General features: G+C 34.0%; 6 protein-coding genes. 4 read left to right on the top strand and 2 right to left on the bottom strand.

Annotated elements, in window-relative coordinates; translation table 11 throughout:
• On the top strand, positions 1–210 hold a 210-nt coding region (locus SOY52_RS06430), incomplete at its 5' end, for a hypothetical protein (protein ID WP_320848141.1).
• A gap of 61 nt (positions 211–271) precedes the next feature.
• Here SOY52_RS06430 and SOY52_RS06425 read toward each other — a convergent pair.
• Positions 272–757 (bottom strand): GNAT family N-acetyltransferase, encoded by a 486-nt coding sequence (locus tag SOY52_RS06425; protein WP_320848140.1) that lies wholly within the window; start codon positions 755–757, stop codon positions 272–274.
• Between the two features lie 94 nt (positions 758–851).
• Between SOY52_RS06425 and SOY52_RS06420 the strand changes: the two genes are divergently transcribed.
• Positions 852–2,225 carry a GntP family permease gene (locus tag SOY52_RS06420; RefSeq protein ID WP_320848139.1) on the top strand — a complete coding sequence of 458 codons (1,374 nt, stop codon included), beginning with the start codon at positions 852–854 and terminating at the stop codon, positions 2,223–2,225.
• Between the two features lie 58 nt (positions 2,226–2,283).
• Positions 2,284–2,763, top strand: a complete 480-nt coding sequence (locus SOY52_RS06415; RefSeq protein ID WP_320848138.1) for an HD domain-containing protein — start codon at positions 2,284–2,286, stop codon at positions 2,761–2,763.
• Between the two features lie 38 nt (positions 2,764–2,801).
• On the opposite strand, the gene SOY52_RS06410 is transcribed toward SOY52_RS06415, so the two are convergent.
• Positions 2,802–4,634 carry an amylosucrase gene (locus SOY52_RS06410; RefSeq protein ID WP_320848137.1) on the bottom strand — a complete coding sequence of 611 codons (1,833 nt, stop codon included), beginning with the start codon at positions 4,632–4,634 and terminating at the stop codon, positions 2,802–2,804.
• Between the two features lie 196 nt (positions 4,635–4,830).
• Between SOY52_RS06410 and SOY52_RS06405 the strand changes: the two genes are divergently transcribed.
• A partial coding sequence (locus tag SOY52_RS06405; RefSeq protein WP_320848136.1) for an ABC transporter substrate-binding protein occupies positions 4,831–5,335 on the top strand: 505 nt, incomplete at its 3' end.

Raw genomic sequence — 5,335 nt, 5'->3', positions numbered from 1 at the left:
GTATTTGCAGGTGGAGACGCAGTAAATGGTGCAAGAACTGTTGTTGAAGCTGTTGCAACAGCAAAGAATGTTGCAGTTGCTATGGATGAATATATGAAGAGTCTTCCTCCAAAATGTGAAGAGGATCCTTATAAAGATATTCCTGTCTATGATGAACCAATTTTAGATGCTTTTAGTGAACAATTTTTAGGTCCACTTGAAGATAAATAATTATTGTTATTGTTTATACTTTTATTCTGCCAGATGAGAAAATCACCTGGCAGTTTTTCTATTAAAGCATGAGCCCCCAATACTCTCCATCAAAGTACTCATCACCTATTTTTAGCATCCTAGTGCTATAGCCTTCTTTTACAAAGCCAAATTTCTTATATAGTCCTTTTGCTCTTTGGTTATCAGCTCTAACTTTTAAATTAATTTTAGTTACACCCCTATCTTTTGCTTCCTTGATAAGTAGCTCCATTATTGTGCTACCTACCCCTTTACCCCAGTATTCTTTAATAACAGAAATACCCAGCTCTGCACTATGACTAATTCTTCTAACTCCAAGCTCTAAGCTACCATCACCAACAATCCTCCCCTCATCATCGACAGCAACAATGCAAGGAGATGTTAATTTATCTAAATACTCTTCCTCCTGTTCTACTGTAAAAGGTAGACCTTCTTTTCCAAATGTTAAATTATCACTTTCGCTACCTACTTGTTTTAAATATTCGAGCATGTTTTTGGCATCTTCTTTTATTGGTTTTCTATACTCCATTTTATACCTCGTGAAGTAAATAATATATCTCTCATATTTTACTTGCTAGATAGAAATAGCAGGTATATTCTGAAACAAAACAAAGGAGGACAATATGTCTGGTGTAGGATTAATCATTGCATTCGTGATTTCTATTGTCATAATGATTATCGCAATTAGCAAGCTTCACGTTCATCCATTTATCGCACTTATGGCGATATCACTCATTCTTGCTCTTATAGTAGGAATTCCTCTTGGAAAGATTCCTTCTATGATAGGAGCAGGTTTCTCCGGTACTTTCTCATCAATCGGTATCGTAATTATCTTGGGCGCAATTATCGGAACAATACTTGAAAAAACTGGTGGTGCTCTTAAATTAGCCGAAATGGTTGTTAAACTTGTTGGTAAAAAGCATCCAGATCTAGCTATGGAACTAATGGGATGGGTAGTTTCAATTCCAGTATTCTGTGACTCAGGTTTCGTAATTTTAGATCCTATTAGAAGATCTCTTCAAAAGAAAACAGGGTACTCATCTGTAGCTTTAACAGTATGTCTATCAGCTGGTCTTTATACAGCTCACGTATTTATTCCACCAACACCAGGTCCAATTGCAGCAGCAAATACATTGGGAGTTGGTGAACACCTCTTACTTGTAATGGGTATTGGTGCATTAGTTTCTATTCCTTGTTTAATAGCAGCATACTTTTATGCAAACTACATTGGAAAGAAAGTTAAGACTGTAGAAGACTTACAAGAAACATCTGAAAAAGAATATAAAGAGTTACTTAAGAGCTTTGGAAAGCTTCCAAACGGTTTTATGGCTCTTGCCCCAATTATTATTCCAATTATCTGTATGGCACTTTCATCAATAATTAGTATGGCAGGTATACAAGGTGGTGCTAAGACATTCTTTACCTTCGTAGGTACTCCTATTATTGCTTTAGCAATTGGTGTTGTATTTGGTGTTATTTTATTATTCCAGCAGAAAAAGATTGGTGACTTCTACAAAATTGTTGATGATACTCTCCGTGTTGTCGGACCTATTTTGTTTGTAACTGCAGCAGGTGGTGTACTTGGTAAGGTAATCTCAGAAGCAGGATTTGTTGGTTATATGCAGGAACATGCAGCAATCTTGGCAAAGATTGGTATCTTCTTCCCATTCTTAGTATCTGCAATATTAAAGTCTGCTCAAGGATCATCAACTGTAGCACTTACAACTACAGCTGGTATCATGGGAGCTATTACAGATAATGGTTCAATGATGAGTCTTCTTGGCCTAAATACTCCAATGGCAGGTGTTTTAACAGTAATGGCTATCGCAGCTGGTGCTATGACAGTATCACACGCAAATGACTCATACTTCTGGGTTGTAACTAAATTTGGTCAAATCGAAACAACAGATGGTTATAAAACACAATCTGCAATGACAGGTATCATGGGTGTAGTTGGTATCATCTTTACTTGGATTTTATCATTATTCTTAATTTAATTATTTATTCTTTGCCTGTATCAGTATTATATTTGCTGATGCAGGCTAAAAATTTATTATGAAAAATAACTTTTTCAAAATGAATTATTCTTCTTATCGTTTATTGGCAAATTCTTGTGGCAATTTGCTTATAAGTGATAAATTAAGAAGAGAAAGACAGTTTCTCCAGCATGGTGTAATTAATGTCTTTCATCACTCCATTTCAGTTGCTCTCGTATCTATTTATATTTCCAAACTTTTTAATCTTAATGTCGACCAAACTTCCTTAATAAGAGGAGCACTCCTTCATGACTATTTTTTATATGATTGGCACCATAAGGATTGTAGCCATAGGTGGCATGGGTACACCCATGCAAAGCGTGCACTAGATAATGCAGAAAAGGATTTTTCTCTAAACGATATAGAAAAAGATATTATTAGGAAGCATATGTTTCCTCTAAATATTACTCCTCCAAAATATAAGGAAAGTTATATCGTTTGTATCTCAGACAAACTTGTTGCAATACATGAAACTATATTTAAACGAATTATTTTATAGCTATCCTACCAATTGAGAATAGGATAGCTATATATGTGTTAATTATTCTTCACCAAATACATATATTCATATGCATCAAGAGTAAAACCAAGTCCAGGAGTCACTACTTTACCTGTGAATAAATCTTTATACTCACCAACAAAGTATTCAAATGACACATTTTCTTTTCTATCTGCAAAGTTCATTACACAGAGCATATCTTTATCTTCAATTGAACGACGAATAGCAAAAACACTATCAGAATGAGAATACCAAGTTGTTACCTTAGCCTCTGCATCAAAGCACTTCTCATTTTTTCTAACTTCATCGAGCTTCAAGATACCATCAAAGATAGCGTTTTCATATCCATCTTCACTTTCAGCAAGTTTTTCTCTATCCCATTTAAACTTAGAACGATGAAGGTTTCTGCTATCTAATGCACGACTTGGATCATTTAAATATGAATAGTCATTAAGCTGAGCAATTTCATCGCCTGATGAAAGCATTGGAAAACCTCTAAATGAGTAAAGTGCTGCATGCATTAACAAATCTCTTTTAATAGCTTTTTCTAATAGCTTATCATCGTCATAGTTTAGAGCATTCTCAATACCACAAAGGGAAGCAGTTGTTCCACATGAACGTGCATCTAAGCTTACTTCATCATAGTTATAAAGTTGTCCTCTACTGTATGATCCTTTAAAGGAGCCTTCAAAGAATTTGTATAAGAAGATTTTATGCTTTAGTGGGTCAATACCAATAGATCTTTCTTTATCTTCATCTAGCCCCCAACCAATATCATCATGACATCTTATGTAGTTTACAAAGTAGCAGTGCTCATCAAGATTAAGAATATCCTCTGCCATGTAGTTAAGTAACTTTACATTTTGACTTGCAAGAGCTGACCAGAAGTTAACCATTAAGGAAACGTTGTAAAGTAAGTGGCATTCTGGAGCTTCTTTAGTTCCAAAATAAGCCTTTAACTCCTTTGGAGCCATTACAACTTCACCCTTTAATATTACACAAGGTGATACAATTTCGAGTACAAGACGCATTATTCTAACAATCTTATGTACCTCTGGAAGATTTCTTGAAGTAGTTCCAAGTTGTTTCCAAATGTAAGGTACAGCATCGAGTCTAAATACTTCAACACCAAGATTTGCAAGGTGTAAGGAGGCTTTTAACATCTCAATTAATACATCAGGATTTCTATAGTTTAAATCCCATTGGTATGGATAAAATGAGGATAAAACCCACTTTTTCATCTTTTCAGACCAAATGAAGTTTCCTGGAGCAGTTGCAGGGAATACTTCAGGAGTAGTCTTTTCGTACTCATCAGGAATGGTTCTATCACTAAAGCACATATAGTAATTTTGATAGTATTCATCCCCTTCTTCTGCTCTTTTAGCCCACTCATGAGTAGATGCAGTATGGTTCATTACAAAGTCTAAACAAAGGCTAATACCATATTTTCTTAACTCTCTTGTTAATGCTGCTAAATCTTCATTAGTGCCAAATCTTTTATCTACATTAAAAAAATCTTCAACAGCATAACCACCATCATTGTCCTTTAAAGGCATTTGTAAAAGTGGCATTAAATGAAGGTATTTTAATGATAACTTTTGAAGATAATCGACCTTTGATTTCAAATCTTTTAATGAAGTTGAAAATAAATCACTATACATTGTATAGCCTAACATATCGCTACGCTTATACCACATTGGGTCATCAAGACGTTTTTGATCAAGTGCTTTTAAATCTTCATCTCTTTTATAATAATACTCTCTCATTATTAATAATAGTTTTTCAAGAGAAGTATCAGTACCATATAAATCAATTAATAGTCTTCTTAATTCATCTATTCTACAATTTAATCTAGATTGAAAGTCAGACATTAAAATCCTCCATTATTAAACGGTTGTTATATTAATCGCTTAACATATTATTATCTGATATTTCTAGGTAAATCAACATAAATTTTGCTCATTTTTCAATAGTTTAAAAAAATGTGAAAATTTTTATAACAAACGTTTGACATATAGAAAAACCTATAGTAAGCTAGTTTTGTAAACAAAGAAAAAGGAGAGACAAATGAAAAGGTCCATTAAAGTATTTACCGTTGTTCTTGCAGTACTCTTAGTACTCTGCAGTTGTTCAAAGAAAGGCGAAACAACAGAAACTACTAAATCAACAAGCACTGCAAAGGTTTCAATTACACTCTTAAACTCAAAGGGTGAAATTCAAACAGGTCTTGAGAAGATTGCTTCTCAGTTCGAGAAAGATAAGGGTATACACGTAGAAGTAATTGCATGTGGTGCTGGTGAAGTTCCTTATACAAAAATCACAACAATGTATAATTCAGGTAATGCTCCAACCCTCGCTATCTTAGACCCAACAGATATCGTAGGACTTGCTAAAGAATATGCACTTGAATTAACAAATGAAAAATGGGTAACAGAGACAGATGCTCTTAATTTAACAGTTGATGGAAAGATTTACTCATTCCCATTCTGTGTTGAAGGTAGAGGTATTATCTATAACAAGAGTGCAATTGAAAGTGTTTTAGATAGAAGTTTTGATCCAAAATCAATAAATA

Source organism: Bullifex sp. (assembly GCF_034103065.1).
Lineage (GTDB): Bacteria > Spirochaetota > Spirochaetia > Sphaerochaetales > Sphaerochaetaceae > Bullifex.
The sequence above is the reverse complement of the archived record's forward strand: the minus strand, read 5'-3'. Positions and strand labels throughout refer to the sequence as shown.